Below are 16,480 nucleotides of genomic sequence, written 5' to 3' on the forward strand. Positions count from 1 at the left end.
GTGGTCTGATCTGCCACGAGCCTGAGCGGCTCGGGTCACCTGTCTGGAAGGAAGCGGCTTATGGCTTCTCTGGTTCTCAAGATGTCGGTCTCGCTCGACGGGTTTGTCGCACCGGCTGACGGGAGTGGCGACTGGATTGCTGCGGGAGGCTCGGATGACGCTCTGAGGTGGAGTGTCGAGACCGTGAGCAACGCGGGGGCGCACCTTATGGGCGCTGCCACCTATGCGGTGATGGCCTCTTACTGGCCTGGTGACTCCGGGCCGTTCGCCAAGCCGATGAACGAGATCCCCAAGGTCGTGTTCTCCGGCTCGCTCACGTCCGCCGACTGGGACGAGACGACGATCGTCGCCGGAGACCTGGCCGAGGCCATCACGCGGCTCAAGAAGGACGGCCCGGATGGGTACCTGCTCGCGCACGGCGGGGCACGATTCGCTCGGTCACTGGTCGCGACCGGCCTGATCGACGAGTACCGCCTTATCGTCCACCCCGTTGTCCTGGGCTCGGGCGAGCGGATCTTCCCCGCGCGCCTCGACATCACGCCGATCAGCACCACCGCCTTCAGTGGCGGGGCCGTCGCCCACGTCTTCGCGGCGCGCCCCTGATCAGAGGCGCCAGAGGTGGATTTCGCCTCGGGTGTTGCCGCCGGCGAGCAGTTTGGTGTCAGGGCTGATCGCGACGGAGACGCCGGTGCCGGTGCCGAAGGTGCGGACGGCCTTGCCTGTGCTCGGGTCCCAGAGCTGGACCGTCGAGTCGCCTTGCTCGGCGGAGGTGGCCAGGTAGCGGCCGTCGCTGCTGTAGGCGACCTTGCCGGCGACGCCCCCGGGGAGGTCCCGGTGGAGTCTGCCGGCGGGCAGGTCCCAGATGCTGGCGCGGTTCTTGGCGCTGGTCGTGGCGATGGCGTTGCCGTCGGGACTGAAGGCGAGGCTCTTGATACTGCCGTGGGTTCCGATGCTGCCGGTCGGTTGCCGCCGGGCGACGTCCCAGAGGCGGATGCCGGAGCGTCCGCCGTACGCGAGCGTCCGGCCGTCGGGGCTGAAGGCCGGTTCCACGAAATCGCCCGCGTCGGGGGTGCTGAAGAGGAGCCGGCGGGTCGTGACGTCCCAGACGCGCACGTGGGAGACGATCGCCGCGCCGTTGCCGAACGTGAAGACGCCGACGGCGAGGGTGCTGCCGTCCGGGCTGAACACGGCAGACGTGGCGGACGCGCCGTCCGGATCGGGGAAGGTGGCGGTGACGCTGCGGGTGGCGAGGTCCCAGAGCTCGATCTCGTGTCTGTCGGAGTTCTCGGTGGCCAGCGTCCTGCCGTCGGGGCTGAACACCACCACGTGACGGGACTTGTCGGGGTTGCCGCTCTTCGGCTTGAGGGTCGCGGTCTGCGCCCCGGTGCGGGTGTCCCAGAGGCGGAGGGCGTCGTCGCCGTCGGCGCTGGCCAGGGTCTTCCCGTCCGGGCTGAACGCCACGCCCCAGACGGCGTCGGAGTCGGTGTTGAGGACGCCGTCGGACGGCAGGGCCGTGGGGGTCGGGGACGACGACGCGTGCGACGGCGATCCGCCCGAAGTGAGTCCGTGGACAGCGAACGCGCCGCCCACCGCCAGAACCAGCGCGGCCCCGGCCGCGATGCCCACGATCCGTCCGCGCCGATCCCGGGGCTCACGAGGGTCGATCAGCGTCTCGCGGTGAGGGCCCGGAGGCGGGGAAGCGGGCGAGGTCGGCGCTGCTGACGCGCGCGGAGTGTTCAGGTGGACGGCGTCTGAGTTCGTCCCGGCGGGGGACACGGACACGCTCGGCGCGAGCGCGCTCGGCGCGGAGGGTGAGGGCGCGGACGACGCAGGCGCGCTCGGTACGGACGACGTAGGCGTGCTCGGCGCGGGCGGTGGGGGCGCGCTCGGCGCGGACGACGCAGGCGTGCTCGGCGCGGGTGGTGGGGGTGGTGCGAAGAGGGGGCGGACGGATTCGGCGGTGGGACGGGCTTCCGGTGCCTTGTGGAGGAGGGAGGTGATCGCCTCGGTGAGTGGTCCGGCGTTTGCGGGGTGGGGTGGGGGTTCGGTGGCTATGGCGACGAAGATGGCGCCGTGCGTGGGGCCCTCGAACGGGGGACGGCCCTCCACGGCGGCGTACAGGGTCGCGCCCAGGGACCACAGGTCCGAGGCGGCGGTGGCCGAATGGCCGCGGACCTGTTCCGGGGCCATGTACGCGGGCGTGCCCAGCAGGACGCCGGACTTCGTCAGCGTGGCGTCGCCGTCCAGCGCGGCGATGCCGAAGTCGGTGAGGATCGCGCGGTCGCCGTCGAGCAGCACGTTCGCCGGTTTGACGTCCCGGTGCACGATGCCCTGAGCGTGCGCGGCGGACAGCGCGTCGAGCATCTGCGCGCCGATCGCGGCGACCCGCGCGGGCGGCAGCGGACCGTCGTCGCGGATCACGGCGTCCAGCGACCGTCCCGCGACCAGCTCCATCACCAGCCACGGACGGCCGTCGTCGCCGGTCACGCGGTCGTGGAGCGCCACGATGCCGGGGTGGCGCAGCCGGGCGGCGGCCCGCGCCTCACGCTCGGCGCGGGCGTACCAGTGCCGCCGTTCGGCGTCGTCGACGGAGTCCGACAGCCGCAGTTCCTTGACGGCCACCTCGCGGTCGAGCTCGGTGTCGTAGGCGCGCCACACGCTGCCCATGCCGCCGCGGCCGATCAGCCCGAGGATCCGGTAGCGGCCCGCCAGCACCTCTCCGGATTCGCCGCGCATGGGGTGAACATAGCGAACCGGGCGACGGGCGTCACACGCGCCAGACGCGGACGGTTCCGTCGGTGCTGGCCGCCGCCACGGACGAGCCGTCCGGGGCGTACGCCACCGCGCGCACCTCCTTGGTGTGGCCCTTCAGCCTGCGGACGAGGTTGCCGGTCTTGGTGTCCCACAGGTCGACGACGTTGTGGTCTCCGGCGTCGCGTCCGGCCAGGAGCGTGCCGTCGGGGCTGAACGCCATCTGGTTGGAGTCGTCCTCGCCGCCGCCGTTGACGGCGCTGGTCAGCGTCCGGGTCTTGACGTTCCACAGGCGGATGCCCGAGCTGGTGGTGTTGACGGCCAGCTGGGTTCCGTCCGGGCTGAACTTGATGTCCGCTACCACGCCGTCCTCGTCGCCGACGGTGCCGAGAAGGCGTCCGCTGCTTCCGGCGGTCAGGTCCCACAGCCTGACGCGGGTGAGGTCGGCCGTGGCGAGCTGGGTGCCGTCCGGGCTGTAGACGACGTGCGAGACGCCGGTCGTGCCGCCGTTGTCGAACGTCCCCTCGACGTAGTTCTGGGCGACGTTCCACAGCACGATCTTGTGCGGGCCCTTGTCGCTGGAATACGTCCCGATGGCGAGGGTGTCGCCTTCGGGGCTGAACGAGGCCGTGGACGGGATGCCCGACTTGTCGCCGCCGGGGAGGGGGAACGTGCGGGTGACTCGCTGGGTGCGCGCGTCCCAGAGGCTGACTGAGCCGTCCTTGTCCATGGCGACGGTGCGTCCGTCGGGGGAGGCTGCGGCGAACTCGCCCGAACCGTGCACGATGTCGTCCAGGTTGGCGAGGACGCGGCCGGTGGTGACGTCCCACAGGCGGCTCGGCGCGCTGATGCTCACCGAGATCAGCTCACGGCTGTCCGGAAGGTAGGTCAGGTCGAGGACGCCCTGCGAGGCGAGGATCAGGTCCTTCGCCGTGGCCGTCGTCGCCGCCTTGGTCGGCTGTCGCCCAGGTGCCGGCGTGTCGCCGGAGCCGCGCAGGGTCAGCGCGACGGTGATGCCGCCCGCCACGAGCGCCACCGCGCCCGCGGCGGCGGCCCCACGCAGGAGCGGCGCACGGCGGCGGAGTCGTCCGGACGGCTCGCCCGGCGACGCGAAGGCGTCCGGGGTGGGGCTGTAAGGGGTGGTGGGGCGGACGGTCGGGAACTCCGGCGCGGGCTGGCCGGGCGCTGGCGCAGGCGGGCCAGGCGCTCGCGAGGACGAGCCGAGCGCTGATGAGGACGGGCCGGGCGCTGGCGCGGACGGGCCGGATGCTGGCGCGGGCTGGTCAGGCGCTCGCGAGGACGGGCCGGATGCTGGTGAGGACGCGGGCTCGCCGCCGTCGGCGATGACGCTCAGGGCGGCGGCCACGGACGCCGGGGCGCTGCGCGTGGAGGGGTCCTTGGCGAGCAGCCCGGCGATGACGGACGTCAGCGGCCCGGCCAGCACCGGCGCGGGCGGCTCCTCCGTGACCACCGACACGTAGATCGCGCCGGGCGTGGCCCCGCCGAACGGCGGCCTGCCCTCCACCACGGCGTACAGCGTCGCGCCGAGCGACCACAGGTCGGAGGCGGGCGTCGCCGGTTCGCCGCGGATCTGCTCCGGTGCCATGTAGCCGGGCGTGCCGAGCATCGCCCCGGTCCGCGTGACGTCGACGTCACCGGCCAGCGCGGCGATCCCGAAGTCGGTGAGGACGGCACGGTCGCCGGACAGCAGGACGTTCGCCGGTTTGACGTCCCGGTGCACGATGCCGTGCGCGTGCGCGGCGGACAGCGCGTCCAGCATCTGCCCGCCGATCGCGGCCACCCGGCGTGCCGGAAGCGGCCCCTCGGCGCGCACCAGGTCGGCGAGGGACCGGCCGCGGACGAGCTCCATGATGATCCACGGCCGCCCGTCCGGGTCGAGCACGCGGTCGTGCACGGTGACGATGCCGGGATGGTGCAGGCGGGCGGCGGCGCGCGCCTCCCGGGCCGTGCGGGCGTACCACTCGCGGCGGCCCTCGTCATCGACGCCCTCGGGCAGGCGCAGCTCCTTGACGGCCACCTCGCGGTCGAGCTCGGCGTCGTGGGCGCGCCAGACCGTCCCCATGCCGCCACGGCCGATCAGCCCGAGGATCCGGTAGCGGCCCGCCAGCACCTCTCCGTGATCACCGCGCATGGAGTGAAGATAGCGCCACGCCCCGCGCCCCGGCCCCGTCGGCTTGTGCTCAGCGGTCCAGGGCGGCGGCGGGCGTTCAACGGTCCTGGGCGGCGGGCGCTCAGCCGTCCAGGGGCCGGGGCGGCGGGGGGTTCAGCGGTACGGGGGCGGGCGGCGGGCGCTCAGTGGTCCAGGGCGACCATGCGGCGGAGGCGTGACTTGGAGCGGAGCCAGCGGGCCTCCTGGCGCTCCGGGGTCGTCGGGTGGACGAAGTTCAGGAGGCAGAGGCCGCGGAGGGTCTCGAGGGCGACGTAGAGGTTGCCCTGGACGTCCGGGTCGTCCACCTGGTCGCCGAAGACGGCGCGGCTGATGTCGAGGATGCCCGCGGTGATCAGCCGTTCGAACTCGGCGACGTGTTCGCGCAGGTCGGAATCGGTGCGGGCGGCGACCCACAGTTCCATGGACGCCTCGAAGAGCGGGCCCTGGCAGGCGCGCCAGAGCAGGTCCAGGGCGTCGCCGAGGGGGTCGGACGAGGCGCGGAGGCGTTCGAGGTCCTCGGCGAGGAAGCGGTCGGCGCGCTTGCGGGCCAGGTGCTCGACGGCCGCCAGGACGAGATCGTTCTTGGTCGGGAAGTGGTGCACCTGCGCCCCGCGCGAGACCCCGGCGCGCTGGACGACGCGGGTCGTGGTGGTGCCGTGGTAGCCGTGCTCGACCAGGCAGGCGACGGTGGCGTCGAGCAGCGCCGCGCGGGTGGCGGCGGTGCGTTCCTCCTGCGTGCGGCGGGTGCGGGCGGGTGACGGCATGGCCGCAGCCTATCGAAGAAACATACAGGTAGTCCGGTATGTATGCCGGTTTCCGAGATCAGGCGAGGTCGTTACGGAGGTCGGAAACAGCCGTGACGGAGGCCGGGTACGACCGTCCACGAGACCGGACACGGAGATCAGGGACCGGCGGTCCGGTGATCGGGCGCCGCCGGACTTGACACTGCTTGAAGTCTCAACTAATCTCCGGAGAGTCAGTTCGTTGAAGTTTCAAGAATACCCCGTAGGAGAACGCCATGACCCTCGCCGCCACCGAGCTGGGCCTGACCGCCGGCACCTGGAACATCGACCCGGCGCACTCCGAGGTCACCTTCGCGATCCGGCACCTGATGACCAAGGTCCGCGGCTCGTTCACCGACTTCTCCGGCGCCGTCACGATCGCCGACGACGTCGCCGCCTCGACCGCCACGGCCGAGATCAAGCTCGCCTCGATCGACACCCGCAACGCCGACCGCGACGCCCACGTCCGCACCGCCGACGTGCTGGACGTCGAGAACCACCCGACCATGACCTTCGCGACCACCGGCGTCCGCGCCGAGGGCGGCGACTACAAGGTCGACGGCACCCTGACGATCAAGGGCATCGCCAAGTCGGTCACCCTGGACGTCGACTTCCACGGCATCGGCCAGGACCCGTGGGGCGGCACCCGCGCCGGGTTCTCCGCCACCACCACGATCAACCGCAAGGACTGGGGCATCGAGTTCAACGTCCCGCTCGGCGGCGACAAGGCCCTCCTCGGCGACAAGGTCGACATCACCCTGGAGATCCAGGCTGTGCAGTCTTGAGCCTCCGGCTCCACGCCCTCGCCTAGCGGCTCGGGCGCGGCCCGGAAGCTCGTGCGAGTGCGGCATCGCTTCGCGATCAACCGCACGGGACTCGCCTTCGGCCTCGTCCCGCGCGGTTGGTAACGCACTCGCCGCGGGTTGCGCTCGTCGTTCGGCAGCTCGGGTTGCGCTTGTGCTGGTCCTCTGAAAGGCCCGAAGGTTCGCCTTCGGGCCTTCAGGTGTTCTCGGGGGTCAGGGGGAGGTTGAGGACGAGGCGGGCGCCTCGGACGGAGTCCTCGATGGCCAGGGTGCCGCCGTGGGACCGGGCGATCTCGCGGGCGATCGCGAGGCCCAGGCCGGTTCCGCCCGCATGGCGGCTGCGGGCGCTGTCCAGGCGGGTGAAGCGTTCGAAGACGCGCTCGCGGTCGGCCTCCGGGATCCCGGCGCCGTCGTCCTGGACGGTCAGCACCGCGAACCCGCCGGACGAGCTGACCGCGACGGCGACCGAGCCGTCCGCGTAGCGCTCGGCGTTGTCCAGCAGGTTGCCGAGCAGCCGGACGAACTGCATGCGGACGCCGCGGACCCGCACGTCCGGGGCGAGGTCGGCGACCAGTCGGGGCGCGCCCGCGGGACGGGGGACGCCCTCGCGGCGGGCGATCTCGCGGCGGGCCAGGTCGCCCAGGTCGACGGCCTCGCGGGCCGCGTCGCCCGTGCCGATCCGCGCGAGGAGCAGCAGGTCGGTGACGATGTGCTCAAGCCGGTCGGTGTCGCGCAGCGCCGACTCGACCACGGCCTTGAGGTCGGTGTCCTCGGGGTGCATCGCGGCGTCCTCGAGGTTGGCGCGCAGGCCCGCGATGGGCGTGCGCAGCTCGTGCGAGGCGTCCGAGGCGAACTGGCGCTGCCGGTCCACGGCGCTCTCCAGCCGGTCCAGGGTCCGGTTGGCGGTCGCGGCGAGCTCGGCGATCTCGTCCTCGCCGGGCGGCTGCGGCACCCGACGGGACAGGTCGCTGCCGCTGATCTCGGCGAGCTGCGCCCGGATCTGCGCGACCGGACGCAGCGTCCGGCCGACGACCCGCCAGGTCACCCAGGCCACCAGCGCCGACAGGGCGAGGACGGCGACGGCGAAGAGCGCCTCCAGCGCGCCGTTCACCAGCAGCGGCGGCATCGGCGTCGTGGCGTACACGACGACCGAGTCCGGCGCGGTGGTGACGCGGATCGCCTCGACGACCTGGCAGTGCCGGGCGGGGCCGTGGCCGTCGCACTGCATGAAGTCGCGGACGCGTTCGTCGCGCGGCGGCCGGTAGCCGGAGAGCCGGGCGTACCGCGAGGCGGCCGGTGTGGCGTCGAGCACGTTGCCGCCGGGACCGACGACCTGGATCAGGACGCGTCCGCCGGTGTCGTCCGGGATGGGCGAGGCGAGCGAGCCGTCGCGGATCGCGGCGCTCGTCCGGCGGGCGGACTGCGCGGTGTCCTGGACGAGCGCGGCGCGCGTCGTGCCCCGGATCCCGAAGTCCGCCCCGATCGCGACGGCGCCGAAGACCACGGCCGCCAGCACCGCGGCGACCAGGGTGTCCCGCGTCCTGATCGACCGAGGCCGCAACCGCATGGTGTTCCCCCTCACCTTTCCCACAGCGTGGCATGGCGCACGACGCGCCATGCCGTACCCCGCCGTCCCGTCCCCGTCCCCCGCCGTCCCGCCGCGCAGGCGTCGCCGGCGTCCCGGCGAAGCGCGCGGGTGTCGCGCGCCCCATCCTCAACACAGCACGTCGGCGCGCGGTGACCGTGCGGAGCGTGATTATCGGCGCGCCCGTAACCCGGGTCCGGGTTTTGCCCGGCCGGATCTGGACATTTCGCCTCAGAAGACCATATCCGCGGCAGAAGGCGAGGACATGGGACGAGACGTTTCCGCCGCGACCATCAGCGGTATGGACCGGCGCAGGTACCGGGAGAAGGTGCGGCGCGACCTCGACGTGCTCGCCCGCATGCTGGGCGAGTCGCAGTTCGACTTCGAGCGTCCGCACATCGGACTGGAGATCGAGCTCAACCTGATCGACGCCGCCGGCGATCCGCTGATGCGCAACGCCGACGTGCTCAAGGCCATCGCCGATCCGGCGTGGGACACCGAGCTCGGCCAGTTCAACCTGGAGATCAACATCCCGCCACGGGAGCTCGGGGGGGACAACACCCACGAGCTGGAGCAGGAGGTCCGCGACCATCTGAGCCATGCCGACGCGTGCGCGGGCGAGGTCGGCGCGGAGCTGGTGACGATCGGCATCCTGCCGACGTTGCGCCGCGCCGACATCGGCGAGGAGACGCTGTCGGCCAACAACCGGTACAAGCTGCTCAACGACGAGATCTTCGCGGCGCGCGGCGAGGAGATCCGGATCGCCATCGACGGCCCGGAGCCGCTGCGCATGCACACCGGCACCATCACCGCGGAGGCCGCCTGCACCAGCGTCCAGTTCCACATCCAGGTCAGCCCCGACCGGTTCGGCGCGCACTGGAACGCCGCGCAGGCCATCGCCGGGCCGCAGGTCGCGCTCGCGGCGAACGCGCCGTTCCTGTTCGGCCACCGGCTCTGGCGGGAGACCCGGATCCCCCTGTTCGAGCAGTCCACCGACACCCGCCCGGACGAGCTGAAGGCGCAGGGCGTCCGGCCGCGGGTGTGGTTCGGCGAACGCTGGATCACCTCGGTCTTCGACCTGTTCGAGGAGAACACCCGGTTCTTCCCCGCGCTGCTCCCGATCTGCGAGGAGGAGGACCCCGAGGCCGTGCTCGACGGCGGCGGCATCCCCGAGCTGCCCGAACTCGCCCTGCACAACGGCACCATCTACCGCTGGAACCGGCCGATCTACGCCGTCGTGGACGGCCGTCCCCACCTGCGCGTGGAGAACCGCGTGCTGCCCGCCGGCCCGACCGTCGCCGACACCGTCGCCAACGGCGCGTTCTACTACGGACTGCTGCGCGTCCTCGCCGAGGAGGAACGCCCGGTCTGGTCCCGGATGTCGTTCGCGACCGCGCGCGAGAACCTGCTCCGCGCGGCCCGGGACGGCATCGACGCGCGCCTGTACTGGCCCGGCCTCGGCGAGGTCCCCGCGGCCGAGCTGGTGCTGCGCCGCCTGCTCCCGCTCGCCCACGAGGGCCTGGACCGCTGGGGCGTCGAACCGTCCCGCCGGGACCGGCTCCTCGGCATCATCGAGGGCCGCTGCCTCGCCGGACGCACCGGAGCGGACTGGCAGATCGCGACCGTCGAGGCCATCGAGGACCGCGTCGGGCCGCGCCGTCCCGACGCCCTGCGCGAGATGGTCCGCTCGTACGTCGGCCACATGAACACCAACGAACCCGTGCACACCTGGCCGATCGGCCCGTGACCGCGGCACCGCCCACCTGACCGACACGGGTCCCCCGACGACGCGGGACCCGTACGGTCGACGCGTCCTCCGAGGACGCGGGACCTGTGTGTCGACGCGGGGCCCTCAACGACGCGGGACTCGTGGTCGACGCGCCCCTCGCCGACGCGGGACCCGCGGTCCACGCGGGCCACTCGACGACGCGGGTCCTGTGGTCGACGCAGGCCCCCCGAGGACGCGGGGTCCGGATCGGCACAGGCCCCCCGAGCGGCGGGGGGGGGCACGGGATCGGCACAGGATCGGCACAACCCGCCCCGGGGGCGCGCGCACCGCGCTCCTAGGGTCGGGGCATGCGCATCCTGGTCGTCGAGGACGAACCAACCATCGCCAAGGCGGTCGCCGACCGGCTGTCCGCCGAGGGCTTCGCGGTGGAGACGGCCGGGGACGGACCGTCCGCCGTCGCGCGGGCGCGCGAGACCGCGCCCGATCTCATCGTGCTGGACGTCATGCTCCCCGGCTTCGACGGGCTGGAGGTCTGCCGCCGCGTCCAGGCGGGCCGTCCCGTCCCCGTGCTGATGCTCACCGCGCGCGACGACGAGACCGACAAGCTCGTCGGGCTCGGCGTCGGCGCGGACGACTACCTCACCAAGCCGTTCAGCATGCGCGAGCTGGTCGCGCGCATCCGCGCCCTGCTCCGCCGCGTCGAACGCGCCGCGACGCTCACGTCGTCCGCGCCCGAGCCCGTCACCCGGCTCGGGCCTCTGGAGATCGACGAACGCTCGCGCCGCGTCCGCCGGGACGGCGCGGAGGTGCACCTCACCCCGACCGAGTTCGACCTGCTCGCCTGCCTCGCCCGCAGCCCCGGGGCCGTCCTCACCCGCGCCGTCCTGCTCGAGGACGTCTGGGACTGGGCCGACGCGTCCGGCACCCGCGTCGTCGACGGCCACGTCAAGGCGTTGCGGCGGAAGCTCGGCCCCGACCTGATCCGCACCGTCCACGGCGTCGGCTACAGCCTGGAGGCCCAGCCGTGAGACCGGCCGGGAGGAGCGCGCGGTGAGCGTGTGGGAGCGGATGCGGCGCAAGCAGGAGTCGGCGGAGCGCGCGTGGGAGCGGCTGCCCCGGCCGCTGGACCCGCTGCGGTCGATCAAGGTCAAGCTGGGCGTGCTGGTCGTGGTGACGGCCTGCATCACGATCGCGATCGTCCTGTGGGGGTACCCGCTGGGGTTCCGGGCGCGCCAGTCGGGCCCGGTCGGGCTGCTCATCGCGCTGGTCATCACCCAGCTCATCGCGCACGGCATGACCGCGCCGCTGCGCGAGATGACCGCCGCGGCGCGGGGGATGGCGCGCGGCGACTACTCGCGCCGGGTCCGGTCCACGTCGCGGGACGAGGTGGGCGAGCTCGCCCGCGCGTTCAACCGGATGGCCGCCGACCTCGCCGCCGTCGACCGGCAGCGGCAGGAGTTCGTCGCGAACGTGTCGCACGAGCTGCGCACACCGATCAGCGCGCTGCACGCCGTCCTGGAGAACGTCGCGGACGGCGTCACCCCGGCGAGCCCCGAGGTGCTCGAATCGGCGCTGGAGCAGACCGAACGGCTCGGACGGCTCGTCGGGCAGCTGCTCGACCTGTCCAAGGTGGACGCCGGGGCCGTCCCGCTCGACCTGTGCGAACTCGACGTCGCCGGGTTCGTGGACGAGGTGACCTCCGCGTTCCCCGACACCCCGGTCAAGGCCGACATCGCGCCCGGACTGAGCTGCGTCGCCGACCGCGACCGGCTCCACCAGGTGCTCGCGAACCTGCTGGACAACGCCGTCCGGCACGGGCCGTCCGGCGGGGTGGTCACGATCACGGCGCGGCAGGCCGGAGGGACGGAGGACGGAACGGACGCGGGGACGGGCGCGAGGACGGGCATGGGGACGGGCGCGAGGACGGGCACGGGGACGGGCGCGAGGACGAGTGTGGGGACGGGCGCGCTCGTCCTGGAGGTCTCGGACGAGGGTCCCGGCATTCCGATGGGGCAGCGCGAGCGGGTCTTCGAGCGGTTCTCACGCGGCGCGTCCGGCGCGGCCACCCCGGACGGCGGCACCGGTCTCGGCCTCGCCATCGCGCGCTGGGTCGTCGACATGCACGGCGGGCGCATCGGTGTGGTCGACACCCCCGAGGGCTGCCGCATCCGCGTGACCCTCCCCGCCCGCGCCCCGGACCCGCGCGTCAGCGGCGGAAGCTGACGACCTCGCCGGTCAGCGGCGAAAGCTGACAATCCCGCCGGTCGGCGGCGGAAGCTGACGATCCCGCCGGTCAGCTGCGAAGGCTCACGACCTCGCCGGTCAGCGGCGGAGGCTGACGATCTCGCCGGTCTCGCCGACGGCCTCGTGGGCGTCCAGGAGGTGCTCGCCCGCGCCGCCCGCGAGGAGGGCGCGGGCGCGCAGGACGATCTCCAGGTCGAAGCGCTGGTCGGGGTCGAGGAGCTGGTCGCCGAAGAGTTCCTCGAGCTGGCGCAGCCGGTAGCGGACGGTCTGCGGGTGGACGTGCAGCCGCATCGCGACCTCGTTGGCGTTGCGGCCAGACTGGAGCCACGCGAGGAGCGTCTCGGCGAGGCGGTCCTGCTGGCTGACGCGCAGGTGCGCGAGCGGCGCGAGGCGGAGCGCGGACAGGGACGAGATGAGGTCCTCGTCCTGGAAGAGGATCAGCGTGGACATGTGCTCGACGCTGCGCACCACGCCGCCATCGGTCTGGATGACGCCGCGGTCCACGAGGGCGAGGGTCTTGCGCGCCCACCGCACCGAGCGGGCGGCCTCGACGACCGGGACGGTCGGGCCGACGACGGCGAGCGTCCCGGCGAGCGCGCGGTCGATCAGGCGGGCGCGGCCCGGGCCGTCCGGGTCCGGGACGATCAGGCTGGGCGTGCGGCGGGTCAGGTCCGACAGCACGTCCGGCGGGAACGCGGGGTGGTTGGACCCGGCGGGCGGACGGCCGAGCGCGACCGCCGCGACCGTGCGCGGCATCGGCCAGTGCGCGGCGGCGGCGAGGTCGGCGATCGCCTCCGGCGCGGCGGGCGGGTCGGCGAACAGCAGGTCGAGCAGGCGCTGGCGGCGGCGCTGCATCTCGCCCGCGACGGCGGCCTTGGCCTGCGCGTATCCCTCGGCGGCGGCCGCGGCCAGCTCGTCCTGGACGAGCATCAGCGCCTCGCCGACCGCGCCGAGCGTGCGCGGGTCGACGTTCAGCGCGGCGGCCCCGTCGGCGATCCGCCGCCAGGCGATCATGCCGCCGACCCGCATCGCCGACTGCATGGCGTCCAGGCTGCGTCCCTCGCCCGCCTCGCCGCGTCCGATCGCGCGGAAGAAGTCGGAGACCTCGCCCGGCTCGTGCGCGGGGTCGGCGACCCGCTCGACGAAGTGGTGCAGGACGCGCTCGACGGCGAGCCGGAGCGTGCCCGAGTAGGGGCCGTCGCCGGGCCGGTCGTACTCGCGGACCCGGGTCTGGATCTCGGCGATCATGTCGTCGGCGACCTCGTCCAGATTGGGACGCATGTGGTCGGCGAGTTCCCTGGGCAGGTCGGTCCACGGACGTCCGTACCCGGCCGTTCCGGCGCCGCCCGCCGTGTCCTGCGCCACGCCGTTCCCCCCGGTCTGGTGACTCTCCGTGTGCCCTACCGCTACACGCGGGGCAATTGGTTACTTTTGAGTCTAGTGTGGGGAAAATCATGATCAGAACCAAGGGTCCCCTGGCAGTCCATGGCGAGACCCGACCAGATTCGGCCGTCCGCCTTGACGAGGTTGGACGAAATCCCTCACTGGAACGGCCCGCGCGTGGGTGCGACAGTGAAGGGGCCAGGTGAACCCGAGAGGCGGCCGCTGACGCCCCCGGTCCGGCAGGCCGCCGGTTCTGGAGGCAGCCGTGACCGATTCGTCCCCCCGACGGCCGGACGGAGCCTCCTCGGCGAGACCACATGGTAACGCTCCGCAGTCATCGCGAGAGCCCCGCGACCACGCCCCCGAACGGACGCGCGGCGCGGCTCCGGAGCGGCTTCGCGGGGCGGGGCGGGCGCTCGACGACCGCTTCGGCGGGACGCCGTTCCTGCGCGTCGCGATGCGCAAGGCCTTTCCGGACCACTGGAGTTTCCTTCTGGGCGAGATAGCCCTCTATTCCTTCCTCGTCATCCTCCTGACCGGTGTGTTCCTGACGCTGTTCTTCGTCCCGTCCATGCGGGAGGTGAACTACGACGGCTCGTACGTGCCGCTGCGGGGCGTCCGGATGAGCGAGGCGTACGAGTCCACGCTGCGGATCAGCTTCGAGGTGCGCGGCGGGCTGCTCGTCCGGCAGATCCACCACTGGGCGACGCTGATCTTCCTCGGCGCGATCGTCGTCCACCTGCTGCGCAACTTCTTCACCGGCGCGTTCCGCAAGCCGCGCGAGCTGAACTGGCTCATCGGGATCGTGCTGTTCATGCTGGTCATGGTCAACGGCCTGTTCGGCTACTCGCTCCCGGACGACCTGCTCTCCGGCACCGGCCTCCGGATCCTGGAGGGCGTGATCCTGTCGGTCCCGGTGGTCGGCAGCTACGCGCTGATGTTCCTGTTCGGCGGCGAGTTCCCCGGCACCGACATCGTCCCGCGGCTGTACGTCATCCACGTCCTGCTGATCCCGGGCCTGCTCCTGGCGCTGATCCCGCTGCACGCGATCGTGCTGACCTGGCGGCAGACGCACACCCAGTACCCGGGCAAGGGCGCGACCAACAGGGTCCAGTACGGCTACCCGTTCTTCCCGGTCTTCGTCGCCAAGACCACGGCGTTCTTCCTGTGGGTCTTCGGCGTCTGCGCGCTGATGGCGACGTTCTTCCAGATCAACCCGATCTGGCTGTTCGGCCCGTACGACCCGGGCGCGATCAGCGCCGGCTCGCAGCCCGACTGGTACATGGGCTGGCTGGAGGGTTCGCTGCGGATGATGCCCGCGTGGGAGATCACCGCGTGGGGCCACACGCTCCCGCTGAACGTCCTGGTCCCGGCGCTGGTCGTCCCGGGCGTCCTGTTCACCGGCCTCGCCGTCTACCCGTTCCTGGAACGGTGGGTCACCGGCGACCACGAGATCCACCACCTGCTGGACCGTCCCCGCGACGTCCCGCCGCGTACCGGCATCGGCTTCGCCGGGGTCGTCTTCTACGGCGTCCTGTGGGCGGCGGGCGGCAACGACGTCATCGCGAAGACCTTCGACATCCCGCTCTTCTGGACGACCTGGTTCTTCCGCGTCACCGTCATCCTCGGGCCGGTCCTCGCCCACGTCATCGCGTACCGCGTCTGCCTGGGCCTCCAGCAACGCGACCGCGCCCTGGTCTCCCACGGCCTGGAGACCGGCATCATCCGCCTTCTCCCCTCCGGCGAGTACGTCGAGGTGGAGGAACATCTCCCACCCGAACGCCTCGCCCCCATCACCGCACCCCGCCCGGCTCCGGCCGTCCCGGTCGGCCGCGACGAACACCAGGGCATCGATCCCCCCGAGTCCCGCACCCTCCGGGGCCGTCTCCGCACCCGGCTGAACCGGCGCTTCCGGGCCGACCTCGCCACCCCGCCCACGGAGGCCCACCCGGCGCTCAGCGAACACCGCGAACCCTGATCAGGCAGCGGACATCGGGCATCGGGCCGGGTCAGTCGTCGTCCATGGCGAGGCGGCCCCGTGCTTCGAGCCAGGGGATCATGGCGTCCTCGTCGAGGCGGCAGCCGTGGAGGTAGGCGCGGAGGACGCGTTCGCTGGGAAGCTTCCCGCCCTTGTCGGCCTGGGAGAGCGTGGAGACGACGGGCGATCCGCCGCTCAGCCTGGCCATCTCGCGGTAGGACGCGCCGCGGTAGCGCTTGAGGCGGCGGAGCTGTTCGGCGAACTCGTCGGGAGTCCGGGCGACGGACGGGTCCGGGCGTTCGGACGGGCCCTTGGGGCCGGACGTTTCCTCGCGATCGGACGGGCTCCGGCGCGCCCAGCGCTGGAGCGCGGTGGCCAGACGCTCGGCCACCAGGCGAACCCCAGCCGTCAGCCGATCCCCCGACGGCCTGTCACCGGCGGGGCGTGCAGCGGCCGAACGATCCGCAGCTGTGGTGGACGGAAGGTCACTGGCCGGACGATCGGCGGATGGGCCGTTCTCAGCCGAGGTGCCAGCGGACGGGCCGTCGGCAGCCAAGGTGTCGCCGGACGGGGTGTCGCCGGACGGGGTGTCGCCGGGCGGGCGGGTGGCGGGCGGGTCGTCGCCGTCGGCGTGGCGCCCTTCGGCGCGGGCGGGCTCGGGTATGCCGCCGTGGTCCCCCTTCGCACGCATGTGAGCTCCTCCTGCTGGTCGTGCCTGACCGGACGTTCGAGGAGGCGTCGGACGGTGGCGGCCGTCAGAGCGCCCCGATGTCACGAAATCATGGCTCAGAGATCAGCATCATGTCGGCATTTCTAACGAGATGCCTAAGGGGGAGAAATCCACACCCGGGTAGATGGATCCTCTTCCGCTTCGGGACGCTCGGGAGAGTAAATCCCGCCCGGTATTTGATCATGAGCCATAAACCACCGTAAACCGGACAGTCGTTTTGCGGCCATGCGCGATAATCACCGTGGGGCGGAGATGTGTCAGGTGACACGAAACCGCTCCTCCCGAGGGCGCTCCTGACCGGGCGGCCCCGGCGGCGGGCGGGCCG

At 72.6% G+C, this 16,480-nt stretch carries 12 protein-coding genes; 6 read left to right on the forward strand and 6 right to left on the reverse strand.

Going from position 1 to position 16,480, the window contains the following annotated elements; genetic code table 11:
* Positions 1–60 precede the first annotated feature (60 nt).
* On the forward strand, positions 61–603 hold the full coding sequence (locus P696_RS0109645; protein WP_026412193.1) for a dihydrofolate reductase family protein: 543 nt from the start codon (positions 61–63) through the stop codon (positions 601–603).
* Here the strand turns inward: P696_RS0109645 and P696_RS52210 are convergent, their stop codons facing one another.
* From P696_RS52210 to P696_RS0109660, 3 genes are all read right to left on the reverse strand, one after another.
* Positions 604–2,736 (reverse strand): WD40 repeat domain-containing serine/threonine protein kinase, encoded by a 2,133-nt coding sequence (locus P696_RS52210; RefSeq protein WP_051467209.1) that lies wholly within the window; start codon positions 2,734–2,736, stop codon positions 604–606.
* Between the two features lie 31 nt (positions 2,737–2,767).
* Positions 2,768–4,903, reverse strand: coding sequence for a WD40 repeat domain-containing serine/threonine protein kinase (locus P696_RS52215; RefSeq protein WP_084337149.1), 2,136 nt, complete (start codon positions 4,901–4,903; stop codon positions 2,768–2,770).
* 161 nt (positions 4,904–5,064) lie between these two features.
* Positions 5,065–5,685 carry a TetR/AcrR family transcriptional regulator gene (locus P696_RS0109660; protein ID WP_026412194.1) on the reverse strand — a complete coding sequence of 207 codons (621 nt, stop codon included), beginning with the start codon at positions 5,683–5,685 and terminating at the stop codon, positions 5,065–5,067.
* A gap of 254 nt (positions 5,686–5,939) precedes the next feature.
* Here P696_RS0109660 and P696_RS0109665 point away from each other — a divergent pair, with 254 nt between their 5' ends.
* Complete coding sequence (locus tag P696_RS0109665; protein WP_026412195.1) at positions 5,940–6,488, forward strand: YceI family protein; 549 nt, start codon at positions 5,940–5,942, stop codon at positions 6,486–6,488.
* A gap of 214 nt (positions 6,489–6,702) precedes the next feature.
* Here the strand turns inward: P696_RS0109665 and P696_RS0109670 are convergent, their stop codons facing one another.
* Positions 6,703–8,073 (reverse strand): sensor histidine kinase, encoded by a 1,371-nt coding sequence (locus P696_RS0109670; RefSeq protein WP_026412196.1) that lies wholly within the window; start codon positions 8,071–8,073, stop codon positions 6,703–6,705.
* 283 nt (positions 8,074–8,356) lie between these two features.
* Here P696_RS0109670 and P696_RS0109675 point away from each other — a divergent pair, with 283 nt between their 5' ends.
* From P696_RS0109675 to P696_RS44345, 3 genes are all read left to right on the forward strand, one after another.
* Entirely contained in the window at positions 8,357–9,838 is a 1,482-nt protein-coding gene (locus P696_RS0109675; protein ID WP_026412197.1) for a glutamate-cysteine ligase family protein, read from the forward strand.
* 329 nt (positions 9,839–10,167) lie between these two features.
* Positions 10,168–10,848: a response regulator transcription factor gene (locus P696_RS44340; RefSeq protein ID WP_051467213.1), complete on the forward strand. Its 681-nt coding sequence runs from the start codon at positions 10,168–10,170 to the stop codon at positions 10,846–10,848.
* Between the two features lie 22 nt (positions 10,849–10,870).
* Positions 10,871–12,043: a sensor histidine kinase gene (locus tag P696_RS44345; RefSeq protein WP_211245680.1), complete on the forward strand. Its 1,173-nt coding sequence runs from the start codon at positions 10,871–10,873 to the stop codon at positions 12,041–12,043.
* Positions 12,044–12,142: 99 nt separating this feature from the next.
* Here P696_RS44345 and P696_RS0109690 read toward each other — a convergent pair whose 3' ends face one another.
* Entirely contained in the window at positions 12,143–13,429 is a 1,287-nt protein-coding gene (locus P696_RS0109690; RefSeq protein ID WP_026412198.1) for a PucR-like N-terminal domain-containing protein, read from the reverse strand.
* Positions 13,430–13,712: 283 nt separating this feature from the next.
* Between P696_RS0109690 and qcrB the strand changes: the two genes are divergently transcribed.
* Complete coding sequence (qcrB, locus tag P696_RS44350; RefSeq protein ID WP_245627589.1) at positions 13,713–15,425, forward strand: cytochrome bc1 complex cytochrome b subunit; 1,713 nt, start codon at positions 13,713–13,715, stop codon at positions 15,423–15,425.
* 31 nt (positions 15,426–15,456) lie between these two features.
* Here the strand turns inward: qcrB and P696_RS54120 are convergent, their stop codons facing one another.
* A complete protein-coding gene (locus P696_RS54120; RefSeq protein WP_084337153.1) occupies positions 15,457–16,116 on the reverse strand; it encodes a helix-turn-helix domain-containing protein in 660 nt (219 codons plus the stop codon).
* Between the last annotated feature and the right edge of the window lie 364 nt (positions 16,117–16,480).

This window comes from Actinomadura oligospora ATCC 43269 (assembly GCF_000518265.1).
In the GTDB taxonomy this organism is placed as follows: domain Bacteria; phylum Actinomycetota; class Actinomycetes; order Streptosporangiales; family Streptosporangiaceae; genus Spirillospora; species Spirillospora oligospora.